The sequence below is a fragment of the Cystobacter fuscus DSM 2262 genome, from assembly GCF_000335475.2.
Classification (GTDB): domain Bacteria; phylum Myxococcota; class Myxococcia; order Myxococcales; family Myxococcaceae; genus Cystobacter; species Cystobacter fuscus.
The window spans coordinates 67243-86117 of sequence record NZ_ANAH02000005.1 but is presented as its reverse complement, the minus strand read 5'-3'; the positions used below and the strand labels follow the sequence as shown (position 1 = coordinate 86117).

13 protein-coding genes and 1 pseudogene are annotated in these 18875 nt (G+C 64.6%); 9 read left to right on the top strand and 5 right to left on the bottom strand.

The genetic code is table 11. From position 1 onward, the window contains the following. Positions 1-18 precede the first annotated feature (18 nt). Positions 19-2325: an Eco57I restriction-modification methylase domain-containing protein gene (locus D187_RS07925; RefSeq protein ID WP_020917863.1), complete on the top strand. Its 2307-nt coding sequence runs from the start codon at positions 19-21 to the stop codon at positions 2323-2325. Positions 2326-2381: 56 nt separating this feature from the next. Here the strand turns inward: D187_RS07925 and D187_RS52030 are convergent, their stop codons facing one another. Continuing rightward, positions 2382-3587 carry an IS701 family transposase gene (locus tag D187_RS52030; RefSeq protein WP_002632342.1) on the bottom strand — a complete coding sequence of 402 codons (1206 nt, stop codon included), beginning with the start codon at positions 3585-3587 and terminating at the stop codon, positions 2382-2384. A gap of 191 nt (positions 3588-3778) precedes the next feature. Between D187_RS52030 and D187_RS07915 the strand changes: the two genes are divergently transcribed. The 7 genes and pseudogenes from D187_RS07915 (at position 3779) to D187_RS07890 (ending at position 12903) form a co-directional block, all read left to right on the top strand. After that, complete coding sequence (locus tag D187_RS07915; protein ID WP_155893240.1) at positions 3779-4816, top strand: type II restriction endonuclease; 1038 nt, start codon at positions 3779-3781, stop codon at positions 4814-4816. Then, entirely contained in the window at positions 4813-7101 is a 2289-nt protein-coding gene (gene pglZ / locus D187_RS07910) for a BREX-1 system phosphatase PglZ type B (protein ID WP_002628220.1), read from the top strand. The genes D187_RS07915 and pglZ overlap by 4 nt, the downstream gene beginning before the upstream one ends. Beyond that, the gene (gene brxL / locus D187_RS07905; protein ID WP_002628219.1) at positions 7098-9149 is read left to right on the top strand and encodes a protease Lon-related BREX system protein BrxL; all 2052 of its coding nucleotides are present in this window, start codon (positions 7098-7100) and stop codon (positions 9147-9149) included. The genes pglZ and brxL overlap by 4 nt, the downstream gene beginning before the upstream one ends. A gap of 190 nt (positions 9150-9339) precedes the next feature. After that, the gene (locus D187_RS07900) at positions 9340-9615 is read left to right on the top strand and encodes a hypothetical protein (RefSeq protein WP_155893239.1); all 276 of its coding nucleotides are present in this window, start codon (positions 9340-9342) and stop codon (positions 9613-9615) included. A 1119-nt stretch (positions 9616-10734) separates the two neighbouring features. After that, positions 10735-12033, top strand: coding sequence for a hypothetical protein (locus D187_RS07895; RefSeq protein ID WP_043428896.1), 1299 nt, complete (start codon positions 10735-10737; stop codon positions 12031-12033). Positions 12034-12202: 169 nt separating this feature from the next. Continuing rightward, positions 12203-12425: pseudogene (locus D187_RS59500) on the top strand (AHH domain-containing protein); the annotation flags it as partial. A 202-nt stretch (positions 12426-12627) separates the two neighbouring features. Next, positions 12628-12903 carry a DUF2381 family protein gene (locus D187_RS07890; protein ID WP_076606117.1) on the top strand — a complete coding sequence of 92 codons (276 nt, stop codon included), beginning with the start codon at positions 12628-12630 and terminating at the stop codon, positions 12901-12903. Positions 12904-12988: 85 nt separating this feature from the next. Here the strand turns inward: D187_RS07890 and D187_RS07885 are convergent, their stop codons facing one another. From D187_RS07885 to D187_RS59080, 4 genes are all read right to left on the bottom strand, one after another. Further along, positions 12989-13435, bottom strand: coding sequence for a hypothetical protein (locus D187_RS07885; protein WP_043428895.1), 447 nt, complete (start codon positions 13433-13435; stop codon positions 12989-12991). Positions 13436-13470: 35 nt separating this feature from the next. Next, positions 13471-13761, bottom strand: coding sequence for a hypothetical protein (locus D187_RS54855; RefSeq protein WP_155893237.1), 291 nt, complete (start codon positions 13759-13761; stop codon positions 13471-13473). A 167-nt stretch (positions 13762-13928) separates the two neighbouring features. Next, on the bottom strand, positions 13929-15476 hold the full coding sequence (locus D187_RS56965; RefSeq protein ID WP_211241476.1) for a polymorphic toxin type 47 domain-containing protein: 1548 nt from the start codon (positions 15474-15476) through the stop codon (positions 13929-13931). Continuing rightward, positions 15466-15873: a hypothetical protein gene (locus D187_RS59080; protein ID WP_002628214.1), complete on the bottom strand. Its 408-nt coding sequence runs from the start codon at positions 15871-15873 to the stop codon at positions 15466-15468. Before D187_RS59080 ends, D187_RS56965 begins: the two co-directional genes overlap by 11 nt. A gap of 1627 nt (positions 15874-17500) precedes the next feature. Here D187_RS59080 and D187_RS07865 point away from each other — a divergent pair. Next, positions 17501-18799 carry a hypothetical protein gene (locus D187_RS07865; RefSeq protein WP_043428892.1) on the top strand — a complete coding sequence of 433 codons (1299 nt, stop codon included), beginning with the start codon at positions 17501-17503 and terminating at the stop codon, positions 18797-18799. The last annotated feature ends 76 nt before the right edge of the window (positions 18800-18875 follow it).

The window sequence follows — 18875 nt, the reverse complement described above, 5'->3', positions numbered from 1 at the left end:
CCGCCCGGAGAACTGAAGATGCCCACTCTCGACCTACGTCTGCGCGATCAGCTCGCCACGGTCATCGGCAGGGAGAACCAAGACGGCGGCGCTCGCGTCATCGCCGAGACCGGCGCGCGGGCGGCTATTGAGGCCCTGGCTGTCCACTTGGTGGTTCCCTACGGCCACCTCGATACGGCAGGCAAGCAGCTCCGCAACCGTCTGAGGGCGCGGGCGCGGCAGCTCGGCGATGTGCGCAAGGTCGACGGCCGCCACGAGATCGACCACCTCGTGGAGCAGACAGCCTACGAGCACTGGCACCGGATGCTATTCGCGCGCTTCCTGTCCGAAAACGACCTGCTCATTCACCCTGAGATGAAGGTCGCCGTCACGCTGGAGGAGTGCGCCGAGCTGGCCCCCTCCGAGGGATCCGCCGACGCTTGGGAGCTGGCCGGTCGCTACGCCAGCCGGATGTTGCCGCAGATTTTCCGTCCCGACGACCCGGTGCTGGCGGTGCGCCTCGCGGCCGAGCACCAGCACGGGCTGGAGAACCTGCTGGCGAGCCTGCCCGCTGAGCTGTTCCACGCCAGCGATAGCCTCGGGTGGGTCTACCAGTTCTGGCAGGCCCGCCGGAAGAAGGAGGTCAATGCCTCGGAGGTGAAGATCGGCGCTGACGAACTGCCCGCCGTTACGCAGCTTTTCACCGAGCCCTACATGGTGCAGTTCCTCCTGCACAATACGCTGGGCGCGTGGTGGATCGGGGCTGGGCGCACGCTGCCGATGGAGATGCCCTACCTGCGCCTCCTCGATGATGGCACGCCCACCGCTGGCACCTTCGAGGACTGGCCTCGGCTGGCCCGCGAGCTGAAGGTGCTCGACCCCTGCTGCGGCTCCGGACACTTTCTCGTCGCCGCCTTCGAAATCCTCGTAGCCTTCCGCATGGCCGAGGAGGGGCTGAGCGCGCGGGATGCATGCGATGCCGTGTTCCGCGACAACCTGTTTGGGCTGGAGATCGATTACCGCTGCGTGCAGATCGCGGCCTTCGCCCTGGCGCTGGCGGCGTGGACGTATCCCGGTGCCGGGGGCTACCGGCCACTTGCCGCCATGAATGTGGCCTGCTCCGGGCTGGCGATTTCAGCGAAGAAGGAGGAATGGGAGAGGCTGGCGGGGGACAATCAACGGCTTCGGAACGGTATGGGGCGTATGTGGGAGTTGTTCAGGGAGGCGCCAATTTTGGGGAGTCTGATCGATCCCATGCGCGATCCTGCTGATGCGCTCTTCGTCGCTGGCTTCGATGAACTCCAGCCACTCCTCGACAGAGCTGTTGGAGGCGACCGCGCGACCGCCGAACCAGAACTACATGAGATACAAGTCGCAGCTGGCGGAGTCGCCGCAGCGGCAACGCAGCTTACGGGGCGTTTCACGCTCATAGCGACCAACGTTCCCTACCTTAAAAGCGAGAAGCATCACCCAACTCTTCGAGACTTCGCCTCAACACATTACGAAATTGGGAAGGCCGATATTGCGACAGTTTTCCTCCTTCGGATGCTGGACGCACTTGGTCTAGGTGGAACGATTGCTGTTGTCTCTCCGCAGAACTGGCTTTTCCTGCCGACTTACAAGAAACTGCGCAAGCATTTGCTTAGAAGCTTGTCATGGAAATCTGTAGCGCGGCTTGGGGCGGGCGCGTTCTCCACGATTACTGGCGAGATTGTGCAGGCTTCTCTGATCTGCGTGAGCAAGGTCCCGCCACCGCATGAGCATTGCATGGCCGCTATCGACCTTTCATCTGCGAGTTCGGCAACTGAAAAGGCTGAGCGCCTGCTGGTCGGGAATTTCCTACGTCTCTCTCAGGAGGAGCAGTTCAGAAACCCAGACCACCGCGTCGTTTTGGACGGTATTTCGAATACGACAGCCCGGCTGCTTGTTGATTTTGCTGATTCTTATTGGGGGCAAGGCACCGGTGATTTTATTCGCTTCGGTCGGTGTTTCTGGGAGGTGGCAGAGATCGGCAATAAGTGGACACGAATGCAGACTACCGTGAGCAATACTGTAAGTCACGGAGGCCGCCATTTCGTTGTTCTTTGGGAGAATGGCCAGGGCGCGTTGATGGAGTATGCGGAGAAGCTAAGGGCTCTCCCAGGACATCAGGGAATCCGGCCGACTCGAGGTGCGGAGGCTTGGGGCAAGCCAGGAGTCACCGTGTCTCTGATGGGATCACTCCCGGCAACGATCTATCACTACTGCGTCAGGGTCCCGAAAGGTGAACAGGGAAGCCTGCCGGGCGACGTGAGGGACGCTGGGGGTTGGAACGGTGGCAGCAGGGGCAGCGAGGCAGCCAGGTAGCAATCACTCGAGCCATGGCGAGCCGTGCGGTGATAAAGCTGTCGTGGAAGTGGCGCTCAGGCCTGGAGCGGCTGCGCGTGGGCTTCAACCGTCCCTCGGGCCGAGGGGGGAAAATGCCGCACGCGTTCAGCGATGATGAACGCGTAGCAGCAAAGGGCGACAGAGACGTGGTGGTGCCAACCCGAAAAGCGTCGGCCCTCGTAGTGGTCGAGCCCGAGTTCTCCCTTCAAATCCTCATAGACGCGCTCGGTTCTCCAGCGCTGCATGACGAGGCGAATGAGTTGCTTCTTGGTGATGCGGCCCGGCACGGAAACGAGGAAATAGTTGGACGGCTCTGGCTCGCCCTCTCGCCACTCGATGAGCAACCAGAGGGGCTCCTGTTGCCCCTTGGGCACTCCTGCGGCGACTACACGACGCAGAGCGAAGCGCGCCCAGAGGTCCTCACGGGTCCCACTGCGCCAGGTGCAGCGTCGAAATCCCCCGCGCTCGTGGATGCTCCACGCCATGTCCTTGACGCTCATCGCCTCGCCGTGAGGCAGTCCCTCGTTGTCGAGGAGGGAAATGGTCGTTTGCGACTCCACCCCTACCGCGTAGTGCAGCCCCAAGGAGCGCACCTGCGCGCGGAAGTCGCTGGAGGAGCCATACGCGGAGTCCGCCAGGACGACTCCTTTTGGAATACCCTCCGCCACGGCCCGGCCAATCATGTCCACGGCCAACTGGGGCTTGGTCTTGAAACCAATCTCTGGAGGAATTCGAGCTTCCTGACGGCGAGCCGAGTCATTGGCCCAGGACTCGGGCAGGTACAGCTCGAAGTCGACAGGGACATGCTCGGTCCGGGTGGCGATGCTGAGGCTGACGCCAATCTGGCAGTTGGTGATTTTGCCTGCCGAGCCGGTGTATTGCCGCTGCACACCCACTGAATGCTTGCCCTGCTTGAGAAAACCCGTGTCGTCGACAATCCAAGCTTCCACGGGCTCACGTTGAGTCATGGCGCCAAGGGCATAGCGGGCGGCCTCTCGGCGAACTTCCCGGTCGCTCCAGCAAGAGTTGACGGTGAAGTGGAGCAGTCGTTGGTGCATTGCATCGGTCTTGCTGGGGTCGGGGCAAGCACGAGCTGCAATGGGCTCGACGCTCTTGCGCTCTCCGTCGCCCAGCAGTCCCATGGCGTAGATGGCAAAAGAACCCCGGCGGCTGTCCTCTCCCAGGACATCGCCAATCCTTCGGAAATACTCCTCAAGTCGTTGAACCCCACTCGAGTCCATAAAGGTGCGCATCACTTGGCTCATTCAATCCGCTCCACCGTCCAAGCAATACGCACCGGTCGACCTTCGCGGTAGGGGGCCGGACGTGACTTCCAAGACCAAGCGAGTAAGCAAGCCTCCCCTTCACTGTCTGCTCACCCCTGACGCAGTAGTGCTATACGGGTGACATCTTCGATGGAAACTGCGCAGCTGTGATCCCAAAGAATCCTGCGCACCTTACGGCCGTATGGGCCTTCTGTTCGTCACCTGAGTTCGGCGAAGCGGTTCGCAGGATCGATCAAAGCCTCAAGGTGACGAACGCAACGCTTTTGAAGGTCCCCTTTGATCTGCCGAGATGGCAGGCTGCGGGCGCCTCTATGTATCCCAACGGCTTGCCCCAGCCGGAGACCGATGACCCCACCCAGCATGTCTTTCAGGGCAGTGTCACTCGATGCGCTCAGCCCCTTCAAGTCGCTGTCGCCCGTCTCCTCGGCTATCGCTGGCCCGACCAGCAAGCTGACGCGCTGGATGCCTATGCTGACACAGACGGCATTGTGTGCATCCCCGCCCTGCTCGGCGAGCGCCCTGCTGCCGACCGTCTTACCGACATGCTCGCAGCGGCCTGGGGCAGGGACTGGCACCCGCAGACTCTCACCGACCTGCTCACCGCCGTCGGTCACACCGACAGCCTGGAGGATTGGCTGCGGGACACCTTCTTCAAGCAGCACTGTGAGCTCTTCCACTATCGCCCGTTCATCTGGCACATCTGGGATGGCCATCGCGAGGGTTTCTCGGCGTTGGTGAACTACCACAAGCTCAACCACGAGACGTTGAAGTCGCTCACCTACACTTACCTGGGTGATTGGATTCGGACCCAAGAGCTAGAGGCCAAGGCCAACAAGAGCGGCGCGGGTGACAAGCTCGCTAAGGCGAAGGTCCTCCAGCAGCGCCTCGCCGACATTCTCGAAGGCGAGGCCCCGCTCGACATCTTCGTGCGCTGGAAGTCCATCGAGCAGCAGCCGATTGGCTGGCACCCCGACCTGGACGACGGTGTGCGCCTCAACATCCGGCCCTTCCTGACCGTGCCCGACGTGGGCGCGAAGGGAGCCGGCGTGTTGCGCTGGAAGCCCAACATCAAGTGGGGCAAGGACCGGGGCAAGAACCCGCCAGACTCGCCGTGGGGTGAGGACCGGGATAACGACAATCATCTGACGCTTGCCGAGAAGCTGGCAGCGCGGGAGGCGGCGTGAGCACAGTCCTGGACGCCCTCGTGGAGCGTCTCGCCGCCGCGACCGCCCACAATCATGTCACCGAGCGCCCGCCAGTCATCGTCCTGTGGACGGACGGCGACCGGAAGTGGTTGCCCGCCCTGTCTGCACTTCGAAAGCGCGTGCCAAACCTCTGGACCCTGGGTGACTACGATCCCTCCTCCGACCAGGGACCGGCGGCCTGGGTCAAGTGGCGGCTCGGCCAGCTCAAGGCTGGCGACTCGGTGCCGGTGCTCTATCTGCCCGGCGTGCGGCGGCTCCAGTTCCGGTCGCTGGAGGACTTTCCTGAGGAGCTGAAGCCCATCGCCGAGCTTCAGTTCAGGGGAACATGGTGGACCCAGGTGAACGGTAAGGACTGGACGCCGCTTGCCTTGCTCTCGTCGAAGAAGGGCGGACTCGGGCTCCCCGTGGCCGAAGACGCCGATACCATCGGAGCACTGGACGGCTTGGTCTCGCGAGTGTTCGATGCACCGGTCGCCGATCTGAAGAAGGGCAGGCTAGAAGCGGACCATTTCGTCGCGCTGCTCACTGACGACCTCGAAGGTGACGTGCTCGACTGGCTTGGCGACCCCGAGGGCACACGGGCGGGCTACACGGACTCCGAGTGGGCGGTGTTCCGTAGCTTCGTGAAGCGCCGCCTGGGTGTGGACCTTGACCGAGACGGCCCCATTGTCGTCGCCGAGGAGCTCGTGCAGTGCAACGGCGGCTGGGCGAAAGTCTGGAACCGCTACGCGACCGGTGTGCCCGGCAGCTACATCAAGGTCCACCATGTGCTGGAGAAGGCACAGCCATCGGCGCTGATGTTCGACAAGAGCACGCTGCCGCGACATAACGATGCGCAGGAGCAGGTTCTCCGCGCTGCCCTGGTCGAGTTGGGCGAGATTCCCGAGGCCAATGCCCGCCAGCGCGTTCGGGCGCTCGAGGCCGAGCACGGGCCGCGCCGGGGCTGGGTGTGGGCTAAGCTCGGTAGGGCTCGTATGGCGACGGTGCTTGGGCACCTTGTCGCCCTTGCCGACGCCACCGAGGCCCCGGTCGGCGGTAGCCATCTCGACGGCTTAGCAAACTGGTACGCCTCTGCGGGCTGGAAGGCTGATGGGGCCGCTCTCGCTGCGCTGGCGCTCGCCGACCACACCGATGGGGCCGCCATCCACGGCGCAGTCCGCGTGCTCTATCTGCCGTGGCTCCAGCGGACCGCTGAGCGGCTGCGCGAAGTTGTCCAGACCAGCGAGTACCCCAAGCCCCAGGGCGTGCCCGTCGAGGACGGCACCTGTCTGCTGTTCGCGGACGGGCTGCGGTGGGACGTGGGTGCAGTCCTGGCCGAGCGTTTGCTCGCCGCTGGCAATCGGGTGGCTCACGACGGGCGCTGGGTGGCCTTCCCGCCGGTTACCGGCACCTCGAAGCCCGACATCTCGGCGATTCGCGACCAGCTCACGGGAGGGGCGGGAGCGGCCGATTTCACGCCATCGGTGGAGGCCACCGGCAAGACGCTGGACAGCGTTACCTTTCGCAAGCTGATGGCCGCAGCAAGCGTGCAGGTGCTCGAGGGGAACGAGGTGGGCAACCCGTCTGGGCGAGGCTGGACCGAGTTCGGCGATATCGACAAGTACGGGCACAAGCACGGGTGCAAAACCGCGCGCCACGTCGATGACCAACTCCGTGAGTTGGAGAAGCGCGTAGCCGAACTGCTGGCCGCCGGCTGGAAGAGAGTGCGCATCGCGACCGATCACGGCTGGTTGCTGGTGCCCGGCGGAATGCCCCCCGCCAAGGTGCCGACGGGCCTCGCCGAAAGCCGGTGGGGTCGTTGCGCAGTACTCAAGGTCACCTCCAAGGCCGACCTGCCTGCGCTGCCCTGGGCTTGGGACGAGACGGTGGAGGTCACCTACGCCCCCGGCGTGTGCGCCTTCTACGCCAACATCGAGTACGCCCACGGCGGGCTCACGGTGCAGGAGTGCTATACGCCCGTCCTGACCGTTACCCTCGACAAGCCCGACGTGGACGGCTCCATCAATGATTTGAAGTGGGTCGGGATGCGCTGCAAGGCCGAGGTGTCCAGCACCGCGTCCGGGCTGGTGGTGGACCTGCGTCGCAAGGTCGCGGATGCAGGATCGAGCCTGACCGTCACCCCCAAGACCGTCGGGGCAGACGGTACCTGCTCCGTCCTAGTGGCTGACCCCGACCTTGCCGGCACCGCCGCCTTCGCAGTGCTCCTGGCCCCGGATGGCACCGTCCTCGACAAGAAACCCACGACCATCGGAGGCGACGCATGATCGCCCACCTTGATGACCTCGACCGCCTGACCGCGAGTGCCTTCGAGGGCTACGTCGTTCGCAAGGATCTGGTGCGGTCCTTCGCACGCCAGTATCCGGTGCCTACCTACGTCGCCGAATTCCTGCTGGGCCGATATTGCGCCACGACCGACGAGCAGGAGATCCAGGAGGGGCTTCAAATTGTCGCCCGGCAGCTCCAGAGTCGCAGCGTGCGTGCGGGCGAGGAGGAGCTGTTCAAAGCCCGGGCGCGCGAGGAGGGTTCCGTCCGCATCATCGATCTCGTTTCCGCGCGGCTCGATGCCAAGACCGATTCCTACATCGCCGAGCTGCCGAGTCTGCGCCTTCGCGATGTGCGCATCACGCCCGAGCTGGTCCGCCAGCACGAGCGGATGCTGACCGGCGGTTTCTACGCCGAGGTCGAGCTGGAGTACGACGCCGCCATCGCCCAGGAGGCCAGCGGGCGGCCCTTCGGCGTGGCCTCGCTGCGGGAAATCCAGCTCTCCAAGCGTGACGTGCTCGGGGCGCTCGCCAAAGGCCGGCGGCAGATCAGCACGGCAGACTGGAAGCGGCTGCTCCTGCGCAGCATCGGCCTGGAGGGTGACCGCTTCACCGAGCGCCAGAAGGACGCGATCTTCCTGCGCATGGTCCCCTTCGTGGAGCGCAACTACAACCTCGTCGAGCTGGGGCCGCGCGGCACGGGCAAGAGCCACCTGTACCAGCAGGTGTCGCCCTATGCTCATCTGATCTCGGGCGGCAAAGCCACCGTCGCCCGCATGTTCGTGAACAACAGCACCGGCCAGCGCGGCCTGGTCTGCCAGTACGACGTGATCTGCTTCGACGAGGTGTCGGGCGTGTCCTTCGACCAGAAGGACGGCGTGAACATCATGAAGGGCTACATGGAGTCCGGCGAGTTCAGCCGGGGCAAGGAGAACATTCGCGCGGACGGCAGCATCGTGCTTGTCGGCAACTTCGACGTGGACGTGCAGCACCAGCAGCGCGTGGGCCACCTGTTTGGCCCGCTCCCTGCGGAGATGCGCAACGACACCGCCTTCATGGACCGCATCCATTGCTACCTGCCCGGCTGGGACGTGCCGAAGGTGAGCAAGGAGCTGTTTACCGACCACTTCGGGCTCGTGAGCGATTTCCTCTCCGAGTGCATGAGCCAGCTCCGCAACCAGAGCCGGGCCACGGCGATGCAGGGGCGGACCATCCTGGGCAGCGCCCTGTCGGGCCGCGACACCAACGCGGTGAGCAAGACCGTCAGCGGGCTGCTCAAGCTTCTTTACCCGGACCCCGAGATGCCCATCTCCGATGAGGATTTGGAGTGGGCGTTGCGTCTCGCCCTGGAGTGCCGCCGCCGGGTGAAGGAGCAACAGAAGCGCATCGGGGCCGCCGAGTTCCGTAACACCCACTTCAGTTACCAACTCGGCCTGGACGGCGTGGAGAAGTTCGTGTCCACGCCCGAGTTGGTCAGCGAGAGCAGCATCGGGGCTGACCCGCTGGAGCCTGGCCAGGTCTGGGCGATAAGCCCTGGCGGCCAGGACGATGCCGCCGGCCTGTATCGCATCGAGAGCACCGACGGGCCGGGCTCGGGCGTGAAGATCCTCAACCGCCCAGCTCCCGCCGCCTTCGTCGAGACCGTGAAGTACGCCGAGCAGAACCTCTACTCGCGGGCGCGCGAGTTGGTCGGCGACCGCGACCCGCGCGCGCACGAGTTCTCTGTCCAGCTCCGCGCCTTCGACGCCTCGAAGGCCGGCAGCCAGCTCGGAGTGGGCGTGGTCATCGCCCTGTGCAGCTCGTTGCTCAAGAAGTCAGTGCGCGGCGGGCTGGTCGTGGTCGGCGGGGTGAACCTGGGCGGCTCCATCGAGCCCATTTACAACGCGGTCAGCGTGGCCGAGCTGGCCATCGAGAAGGGGGCGGCAACGCTGCTGATGCCCGTATCGAGCCGTCGGCAGCTCTACGAGCTCTCCGATGACATGGCGACCAAGGTGGACGTGCAGTTCTACTCGGACGTGCGGGATGCATTGCTGAAAGCATTGGTGGAGTAGCGCGTAGGATTCATATTGCTCCTGTTGCGGCCGATGGGCAGACCGCAAGGGGTGGGAGGAGTGCGCGAGGGGGGCGGGAGGGGCTGCTCACTCAATCCTCCTCACAGGTGTGTTTTCAGCTTTGCCGCCACGTTGTGGAGTCGGGTGGCGAACGTGGCGGTCACTTCGCAACGATCTGCATAATCGCAGCTTGGAGGATTTTGCTCTTCACTTTGTGGCCAGCCTCGAAGCATTCGCAGTCTACCGCTTGGCTGAAATGATCCGCAACGATGTCGAGCTTCAGATTTCTGAGCTTACCTATGCGATTCTCAAGCACTCTTCTCAAGCACTCCATGTACGCCCTGCTTTCGGTGGTGCGCAGGTGTTCCGCGCTCGGGGATGGCCAGGTCCCCTCCTCATCGCGGGTGCTATCAAAGAGGCGCTGGGGCGCGCGGGCATCACGGGGGTGATGTTCGAGGGGGGTTGATAGGCTCCGCGCCGCGCCCGAGGAACGCCTTCCAGAACAGCAGCAGTAGAGTGATAGTTCGAGTAGGCCAGACAGAGGCAGCTGTGCGCCTGTCTCCACACCAGGGGCAGGCTCAATTCGTGGTTCGGGGGTCCAATGGTCGAGAGCACATCTTCGAGCAAGACGGTACGCTGGTCACCACTGTGGCTGGACGCAGCGCAGCCGCGCACAGGCATCGAGTCCAGAGTGGTATTCTGAGGCTGATCACCGAGGACGAGTTCCATGCGTTCAAGTCCCTCGTCGGGAGATGATGTGGAGCCCATGATCTTGGAGGTACTGTTGGAACTCATCTCTGGCGACATCGTTGGCACGAAGGATCACAGAGACGCTCTGCGAACACTCCTTTCCAATCCATCTGGTGCGTGGCGGACGCTCCGGGAGTGTAATCCGATACAAGACCTCGCTGCTGAGTGCCGAGGCTACTCTGCGGACCTGGGCCCCAAGGTCCTGGATGGCCTTCGATTGGCTTGGACGCCCCATCCAGATGAGCCGCCAGGCAGTCCCTTCTGTCTTGTCCTGTTTTTCTATGGTCGAGACGGCCTGATGTGGCACTCCGTGGCTCTCTTCAATCGTGACACGCTGTAATCGCGGAGCGCATGAGGACAGCGTTCATCGTGTGACACATTCCCTCCCGTTTCCTGGGGTGGAGTTTCCAGAGCTGAACGTCTTTCCTGGGCACTCTCCGACAGTCGGGTGTTGAGCGGACTTCCGCGTACCTTGGCACCTCCACACACCGTGAGCACCCTCTCGCGCGTGGCGTGCGTGTTGGGGGAGGAAGACACCTTGAACGGATGGGGATGGCGGGTGGTGTGGCTGGGTCTGTGTCTGGGCGCCGTGGCATGTGGAGACAGCGCTTCCTCTCCACAAGCCGGAGATTGCGAGGCCACCGCCTCCTGTGAAAACGCCCGAGAGGGAACTCCAGACGCTGGCCCGCCTGTCACACTCGGCAACGGCGACGCGGGCTCCCCTGGCAACGGTGGTGGCACGCCCCCCGGCAACGGTGGCGGCACGTCTCCCAGCGGTGATGCCGGAACTCCCTCTCGCCCTGATGGCAGCGGTTCCGCGCCCAACCCAGTCGCGGTGGGCGAGACGATCTGGCTGCGCCACGAGGCCCTGCCGGGAGAGGACTTCGCGGCGAGCGTGGCGGCCTCGAGCGATGGGCAGGCCATCTATACCGCCTCGATGAATGGCTCGATGGGCGGGCCGCACCTCGCGGCGGGCAGTGGCGCTCGCTTCGTGCTCAAACGCTTCTCGGCCTCGGGACAGGTGCAATGGACGCGGGAGTATCCCCTGGTCGCCTCCGCGGGAACTCCTCCCGACGACGTCTGGGGCAGGCTCTTCATGAGCGTGGGGCCGACGGGAGACCTCTATCTTCTCACCGAGGTCCATCAAGGCTCGGTGGACCTGGGCTCGGGCCCGTTGTCGGGTCTGTACGTGTCCAGGATGTCCTCGAGTGGAGAGCTCCAGTGGTCCGGCTCATTCTCGTCCATCACCGAGCGGGTCCTAGCGGTGGTGGCCAGCCGGGAGGATGGCGTCTTCGTGAGTGTCCGAGCCACCTATCCGTATGCGCCCGAGCGGCAGTGCTCCCTGACGGAAGGAGCGATCTACCGGATCGCTTCTTCTGGCGCGGTCGTCTGGCGGACGCGGGTGGGAGAGCCGCAATGTGACGGTTATGGGGCGGATGTCGTGAGCCTGGCGGCGCAGCCCGGCGGGGCGGTGGCCCTGGGCGGTTCCTTCTCCGGCGTGCTTCAGACGCCCATTGGCAGCTTCAGCACGTCGGTGACCTCTCCCTTCTTCGGAACCCTGTACCCCGACGGGCGGTGGAACTGGCTCAAGGCCTTTTCCCAGAGCCATGGCCAGGTGACGAGCATCGGCTCGAGTGCCAAGGGGACCGTGGTGGGGGCGGGGGTGCTTTTCGGAGGCTCGTTCACCTGGGGCAACGACTCCCTCGGCACGGTGCCTTCCTTCCTGTTCGTGGCGGAATCGACGGGCGCTCCGCGCTGGGCGAAGAGCCTGGGCCGCACCGAGCGGCCGGTGGTCGCCGTGGAGCCCGCGGGGCGCGTGGTCGTGGCGGGGCTCTCCCGCGACTTCCCGACGCCCGCGCCGGGCTCAACGGATCCCGTCCAGAATCCCCAGCTCTTCGCCCGCCGCTTCAACCTCGAGGGCAAGCTGCTGTGGAACCGCTTCTTCGTTCGATCCGGTGGACCGCCCAATCTATTCAGCGAGGAGGTGGTGAGCGCGGCGCACTCGGGTGAGGGCAATGGCAACACCTTGCTCTTCGGTCACTTCTCTCACACGGAAGACCTCGGGAAGGGACCCCTCACGCCCACGGGAACGGACACCTTCCTGCTCAAGCTGGGACCCGGGCCCGAATTCTAGGAGGGCACCAGTCGGCGCGTGGTCTCGGTGGAGGAGCCGCACTGCCTGAGGGCCGCGCTCGATTGCGCCGCCCGGAGGCTCGGCTCGCGCATGAAACACCTCGGCCCCGGCCCGCGCGCGCGTCCCCGCCTGGACGCCAAGATGATCGAGTGGGCCTCGAAGGGCGCGAGTGCGCATCCTGCTCCTATTGGGCACGGCGGCAGTGGGGGAGACGGCGGCGCTCGTGTCCGGGGCCCCGAAGCTGCCGGGCTTCGCGAAAGCTGCTGGTTCGCTCAAGACCCATGCTGGCATCCGAGACGTGCTCACGGCCGTGCAGGAGGCGGACAAGGTGAAGGTCGTGGTGGCCGAGGGCACCTTCAGTGTCGTCTTGCCCGCGAATGCCTTAGCCATGACAGTGAATGGGCCACCGAAGTCCGAGCATGCCCGGCAGCGACAGATGGAGGGCCGCCCTGTCGGGATGGCGTTCAATGACGCGAGGACCGCACGCCCTGTCGATGTCTTCATTCAGTCGGAGAACGACAGATTCGTCGTTCGGGGTCCGAACGGACGAGAACACATCAAGGACGCGTCTACAGCTATCGGGCTCGGGAGCGTGTGGCCGTGGAGGTGTACCTCGAGAATCCTGGCTCGGCGCCGTGGACGGCTGCCGGCGCGGTGCTCCGGGGGCTGAAGGGCGAAGTGTTCAAGCCGGTGCTGCTCTGGCAGCCGAGCCCTATTCTCCCCGCTGCGCCGGGCGAAGCGAGCAACCGAGGGCGTGTCGTGGTGGAGGTGCTGGCCATAGAGAGGGCATCCCTGGGGTCGTACACCCTCATCCTGTGGGATGCCGAGCGCCAGCGCACCGTCACCTTCAGTAGCGTGACGTTCCCGTAGGGGAGCAGAACCACACCTCTCCTGGTCCTCGTTCACGCAGGCCGTTCGCGGAATAGAGTTGAGATACGGCTCTCGCGAATCGCCCTCATCGAAAGGCGCGAGCGAACGCCTCTAGGGCAGAGGTGAGATCTTCCAGAGCTGGATCACTTTGAGGGAGCTTGTTCTCCGGCTGCTGAAAGAACGTTTCAGCGCCGGAGAGAACAGCCTGGCACAGGGTCGTGGCATCCACTTCGCCGAGAGGGCTCGCTCCGCATTGGATGGCGATACGTTCCCCCTTCGCCTTCCGGAAGCGCACGGAGAACGACGAGTCGGCTCCAACGAAGGTGTATTCGCTTCGCCTCTCCAGCAGGAACCGACGCAGTCCATCGAGAAGCTCCACGATGGCGATGGCGAGCATCATGGCTTGATCCGGTGTCCTGCCCCGCGAGCTAAAGATGCCTTTTTCGCTCACGAACGTCATGTGCCCCAGGTCAAAGCCCGAGCGTGTGGAGGTCATCTGCTCTTCAACCCATTCGCATTGGAACAAGATCATTTCATCCTTGACCTCGAGTTCACCACAATGTTTCGTCAAGAGCTTGAGATCGGCGCTCCCCGCCGCAGGAGGTCATTCAGCCAGCCCGCCGCATCTCCCGCAGCAGACAAGTAATCGTGGTGGTTGAACGTGATCAGGAAGCTGATTGCATCATCTGTCAGATAGAATTCGAAGCCAGTTGACTCCGCGAGTGCACTCACCACATCAGTTCCTGAATTGAATGCGAAACCGGCGGGCTCCTCATGTTCTTCAAAAAAGAGGATGGCACGGCCTGAGAGCGGCACTGATGAAGTCCACTGCCATGCATCCGGGTTCCTGATCGACACGTCTTCCCGGATTCGCTCCCAGAGCGGCCCCTTGCCGGTCGGGTCTATAAATCGGTCTCCAACCCTGTCACGGATGGAACGAAGCTGGGTAGGGCTTGGTTCTTCGGCGTGAATGCCGAGCCGTGCAATGGTACTTCTGAGTTCGTCGGCTATGTGTCCCATGGTCGCTAGCGATTGTAAGGAACGTCGTCTAGAAGAATATGCCCGCGGATAGCGCCTCCGCTCCCTCTCTTGCCAGGGGTTTGAAAGCCTACGTGAGGTACAGATGGCCCATTTTTTATATGACCCATGTCGATGTTGACTTCGGCGCCATTGGGAGCGCGCCATTCTACGGGGGCGCTTTTGCCAAGTTTGTCTCTGCCCCACTTGGTCACGGCAAACTCCTCGCGCGAAACTCCTGTTCGCTTGAAGGCTTCATCGAGTGCCTCAGGCACCCCCTTACCCACTCCGCGCCAGTCGAGATCGTTTGGACCTGGCTTCCAGTTCGTACCTCCAGTTCTCTCTTCGCCGCCTCCTTCGCCGCCTCCGCCTGAGCCTACTTGATAGAGGATGATGGCCGAACCGGGCCCGCCGCTCAGCACTGTGGCCGCCCTTCCCACCGGCACCACCACGCGTTCTACCACCAGCAGGCCCTCGGCCGAGAGGGACAGCACCGGCACGGTCGCCTCCAGCCCGCCCACTGCCCGCGTCAGCGTGCTCGTCGTGCCCCCAGCCGTGCCAAATGTGACGAGGAGGTAGGTCAATAGCTTGGAGGTGGCCTTCACCTGCTCGCCCCGAGTCATGTACCGGAAACGCTCGAGGTACTCAGGCGAGGAGGCGATGAGGGCCGCGACTCCCGCGGGCAGGTGTCGCAGCGCCGCGATGCTGTCCAGCGGGCGCGTGAGCAGCTGGCCCATGGCGTGGTACATCTCGACGAAAGCTTCCTCCGCGCCATCCAGCGAGCGGCCAATGTAGTCGGCGTCGTCGTACACCTCGGCCAGTGGGGGCCCTTCCATGAGGGGGCGCAGTTGCGCATCCGCCTGCCGGAAGACCCACCCGCTGACGGTGTAGAAGCGGCCCAGCTCGAAGGATCCAGCGCGAAAGGCTTCCTCCTTCCACTCCACCGGGCCCACCTTTTGCTGCGTGCGTCCGTTGAGCGTCCAGGCCAGGTAGCCATCCGGCCGCAGCACGGCCACGCTCTTGAAACGCTCCACGCGGCGCAGCAACTCCTCGCGGGAGACATCCCCTCCCTCCAGCACCTCCCGCAGCAGGTGGCAGACGGCCATTCGTGGCGGGAACGAACCCAGCGTCACGGGCTTGTTCATCAGCACCGTCAGAACCCGGGCCGCCTCCTGGGGCGTGAGGGGAGCGCCTCGCGGGGGCTCGTCGTTGACGTTGTCCAGACCCGCGAGTGCCAGGAGGTACTCGAAGGCGTCAACCTGCACGGCGCCACTGGCCACCGCGTGCACGGCCATCTCGGCCGGGCTCACCATGGCCACCTCCGTGCCCTGCACGCGCTCACCCCGTCGGCGGAGCAGCCTCGCTGGTGCATTCGAGCCCGTGGCCATGTGCTGGGCGTCACCACGTATCTCGACCACCAGCCCGGGCGCGGCACGCGGGTTGCGGTCCAGGAGCGCACCGCGTCCCGAGGATGGAGTCACCGTGATGCAGCCGGTGGACAGCACGACGGCTCCAAGCACCAGGGCCACCCACTTCCGCGCCAGCTCAGCGGGCATGGTCCACCCCCAGGCCCAGGGATGCGAAGGCGCCCGGGCGCAGCGTCCCGTCCGGTGCCGGGAACAGCAACGTGCCGCCCTGGCCCCAGTCCTCGCGGCGCACCCACCCGGCGCCCGGAACTCCGCCACCCAGCCGCAGCCGCACCGGAGCGCCCAGGTTGACGCCGAACTCCTCGCCGCCGTCCAGCACCAACATGGGGGTCAGTTGGACGTAGCGCTCCACGCCGCCCGTCCCGCCACCCGGCAGCAGCGCAAACCCGGTGGCCTCCAGGCGTGCCAGGTGGTGCAGGCGTCTAGCCGAGGATGGTGGGAGCAGTGGCTCCATTGCCCCATCGGGCGGGTTATCGGGCCCTTCCGCCTGAGAGAGGAGCAGTAGCACCAGCAGCGTGGACGTCATCAGCGCCTCCGATGGAGGACGCCCACTCTATCGGGCGGTCCTGACAAATCCGGACAGACTGGACAGCGCGGGCAAAAGGCGCCTCGTGTCGTAGGGTCCGTAACCCAACCGCAAGGGTCAGCTGGAGCAGCTCGATGCACCCCGGTGCCGAAGGCGAGCGCATGCTACTCGCACGAGTCCGATCCCACTTCGCAGGAGTCGTCGCGACTGCGCCGCCTACTGAGCACACTCTGCACCGGCAGGACGACGAGCAGCTCACCACCGTCGACTTCACGGCGCGCAGCCCATCCTCCATGTCGTCAATTCCGCAGTGCTATTCTACGGCTGGTCACCGAGGACGAGTTCAATGCGCTCAAGTCCCTTTTCGGGAGATGATGTGGAGCCCATGAGTTTGGAGGTGTTGCTGGAACTCGTTTCTGGCGACATCGTTGGCATGAAGCGCCATCAGGAAGTTCTAAGGACACTTCTCTCCAGTCCAGCCGGTGAATGGCGGGATCTCCGGCGACTCGACCCGACAGACGCGCTCGCAGCGGAGTGCCAAAACTACTCTCCGGATGTGGGTCCAAGGGTTCTGGATGGTCTCCGGCTAGCGTGGACGCCCCATCCGGATGAGTCGTCAGACAGTCCTTACTGCCTCATCCTGTTCTTCTACGGCCGAGACGGGCTGATATGGCACTCCCTGGCCATCTTCAACCGCGACACGCTGTAATGGGTCATCTTGTAGGGCGAGGCGTGGAGTCGCGCTCGTTGCTGCGGCACCTCACCATGCTGTCGGAGAGGTGAGCCTGCCCCGTTTTAGTTGCTCTCCCGCACTTCATGTGTTTCGTGAGTCGGGAAGTTTGCTGCTCCGCCGCATGCTGCTCGCCGCCCGAGTGACGAGCACTCAAAGTGCGGGAGAGCCACGTAACCGGCTCAAGCACGGAGTACTGGGGTAGTTCTCCCTCTCCTTGCGCTGGCCTTGGCTGCCAGGGTTTCCATCCTCTTCGGTGACCGGATTGAACCCGGGAGTCCCCAAGAGAGTGCTCTTCCTATCTCGCGCCTCGCTCAGGCGGGACTTCTCCTACTCTTCAAGGTTTTGCACGAGATCTGCCTCCCATTGGGTCATCGATTCCTGCGCACTCCACGGCAAGGGAGCAAGCGGAGCGCATGAGGACATCGTTCATCATGTGACGTCCTCCCACCCGTTTTCCGGGCCGAAGTTTCTGTCACTGAACCTCTTCCCTGGGTACTCGCCGACAGTCAGGCATTGAGTGGACTCCCGTGTGCCTTGGCTCCTCCACTCACCGTGAGCACCGTTTCGCGCGTGGCGTGCGTGGTGGGGGAGGAAGACACCTTGAGCGGATGGCGATGGCGGGTGGTGTGGCTGGGGCTGTGTCTGGGCGCCGTGGCATGTGGAGACAGTGAGCCCTCTCCGCAACCCGGAGATTGCGAGGCCACCGCTTCCTGTGAAAACGCTCGAGAGGGAACTCCGGACGCGGGCTTTCCTGGCTCACCTGGCAACGGCGACGCGGGTTCCCCTGGCAACGATGGAGGCACGTCTCCCGGTCACGGCGGTACGCCCCCTCGCGGTGATGCCGGTACTCCCCCTCGTCCCGATGGCGGCGGGTCCACACCCAACCCAGCCGCGGTGGGCGAGACGATCTGGCTGCGCCACGAGGCCCAGCCGGGAGAGGCCTTCGCGTCGAGCGTGGCGGCCTCGAGCGATGGGCAGGCCCTCTATACCGCCTCGGCGCGGGGCTCGACGGGGGGGCCGCACACCGCGTCGGGCAGCGACGCGCGCTTCGTCATCAGCCGCTTCTCGGTCGCGGGACAGGTGCAGTGGACCCGGGAGTTTCCCCTGGTCGCCTCGGTGGGGACTCCGCCCGAAGACGTCTGGGGCAGGCTCTTCTTGAGCGTGGGGCCGACGGGAGATCTCTATCTCCTCACCGAGGTCCACGAAGGCAGCGTGAACCTCGGGTCGGGCCCGCTGTCGGGTCTGCACGTGTCCAGGATGACCCCGAGTGGAGAGCTCCAGTGGTCCAGCTCCTTCTCGTCCATCCCCGAGGCGGCCCTGGCACTCGTGGCCAGCCGGGAGGATGGCGTTTTCGTGAGTGTCCGGGCCACCTACCCCTATTCGCCCGAGCGTCAGTGCTCCCTGATGGAAGGGGCGATCTACCGGCTCGCTCCTTCTGGCGAGGTCCTCTGGCGGACGCGGGTAGGGGAGCCGCAATGTAATGGCTATCGGGCGGATGCAGTGAGCCTGGCGGCGCAGCCCGGCGGCGGGGTGGCCCTGGGCGGTTCCTTCTTCGGTGTGCTTCAGACTCCCATCGGCACCTTCAGCTCGTCGGTGGGGTCTCCCTTCCTCGCCACCCTGTACCCCGACGGGCGGTGGAGCTGGCTCAAGGCCTTCCCCCAGAGCCATGGCGAGGTGACGAGCATTGGCTTGAGCGCCAAGGGCACCGTGGTGGGGGCGGGGGTGCTTCGGGGCGGAGAGTTCAGTTGGGGCAACGACTCGCTGGGCGAGGCGCGTTCCTTCCTGTTCGTGGCGGAATCGACGGGCGCTCCTCGCTGGGCGAAGAGCCTGGGCCGCACCGAGCAGCCGGTGGTCGCCGTCGAGCCCGCGGGCCGCGTGGTCGTGGCGGGGCTCTCCCGCGACTTCCCAACGCCCGCGCCAGGCTCGACGGATCCCATCCAGAATCCCCACCTCTTCGCCCGCCGCTTCAACCTCGAGGGCAAGCTGCTGTGGAATCGCTTCTTCATCCGCTCCGGCGGGCCGGGAGAGCTCTTCAAAGAGCAGGTGGTGAGCGCGGCACCCTCGGGAGAGGGCAACGGCAACACCTTGCTCTTCGGCCAGTTCTCGCACACGGAAGACTTTGGAAAGGGGCCGCTCACCCCCGTGGGAACGGACACCTTCCTGCTCAAGCTGGGACCCGGGCCCGAGTTCTAGGGATTTGTCGACCCTGTCGAAGAGGCCGACGGGAGGGCTCGCACGTTTCGTGTGTGCCCTCCCGCCTCGCTTCTCC

What these genes read in the sequence shown, in the direction of transcription:
- D187_RS07925 (WP_020917863.1), top strand. Translation starts at nt 19, where the DNA reads ATGCCCACTCTCGACCTACGTCTGCGCGATCAGCTCGCCACGGTCATC.
- D187_RS56965 (WP_211241476.1), bottom strand. Translation starts at nt 15,476, where the DNA reads ATGCCCGCTGAGCTGGCGCGGAAGTGGGTGGCCCTGGTGCTTGGAGCC.
- D187_RS59080 (WP_002628214.1), bottom strand. Translation starts at nt 15,873, where the DNA reads ATGACGTCCACGCTGCTGGTGCTACTGCTCCTCTCTCAGGCGGAAGGG.
- D187_RS07885 (WP_043428895.1), bottom strand. Translation starts at nt 13,435, where the DNA reads ATGATCTTGTTCCAATGCGAATGGGTTGAAGAGCAGATGACCTCCACA.
- brxL (WP_002628219.1), top strand. Translation starts at nt 7,098, where the DNA reads ATGATCGCCCACCTTGATGACCTCGACCGCCTGACCGCGAGTGCCTTC.
- D187_RS52030 (WP_002632342.1), bottom strand. Translation starts at nt 3,587, where the DNA reads ATGGACTCGAGTGGGGTTCAACGACTTGAGGAGTATTTCCGAAGGATT.